The organism is Vibrio sp. 1580 (genome assembly GCF_033340055.1).
The window spans coordinates 1-776 of sequence record NZ_JAWOVT010000209.1 but is presented as its reverse complement, the minus strand read 5'-3'; the positions used below and the strand labels follow the sequence as shown (position 1 = coordinate 776).

At 49.5% G+C, this 776-nt stretch carries 1 protein-coding gene; it reads right to left on the bottom strand.

The genetic code is table 11. The features are described from left to right. The coding region (locus tag R7093_RS25065; RefSeq protein ID WP_318146996.1) for a flagellar motor protein MotB at positions 1-761 on the bottom strand (761 nt) is incomplete at its 3' end. Between the last annotated feature and the right edge of the window lie 15 nt (positions 762-776).

The window sequence follows — 776 nt, the reverse complement described above, 5'->3', positions numbered from 1 at the left end:
TTTTCCATCTCTTGAGCGACCGACACCGCACGCTGCGATGACAAGTCCCAATTCGAGCGATACAGCTCAGAATCCAAACGCTGATTGTCCGTGTGACCAGAGATTCGGACAATACCTGGCACATCTTTCACTAGCTCAGCAATCTGTCGCACTAATGGTCTGAACTTCGGTTGCAGGAATGCAGAACCTTCTGGGAATGCGCCTTTCTCTCGCATTCGTATAACGATTTGCTGACCGAGGTTCTCCACTTCAATCGCGCCTTGTTCGATTTCACGTTCGAGCGCCTTCTTGATGCTCTCCATCAAGGTTTCCATCTCTTGTGACATCTCTTCAGACTGCTGCTGTTGCATGTCTGACTCTGCGGACTGATTGCTTTGTGTCGAGGTTTCCGGTGATTGACCGCCCGTCAGCTTACCTTCATCACGCTTAGTACCACCAGCTCGATCAGACTCACCTTCGTGGAATTCTAGCGTCTGCTGAGTGATGTCCATGGTTTGTTGCATGATGACATCAATCGGTGTCGGCTCAGGACGGCCTGGTCTAAATTCTTGTGCGATGATGCTGGTGCCTTTAGGAATGTCTTTCACTTCCAGTTGGTTTTGCACACCAAATGCAAATTTCATCGAACCAGCAATCTGTTTGAACTTCAAAACATCCATTTCAGAGAATGAAAGCAGCAGTACGAAGAAGCACATCAACAGCGACATCAAGTCCGCGAATGTCCCCATCCACAACGGGAGACCGGGTGGCGGACAATACACGTCTGAACTCCAGTC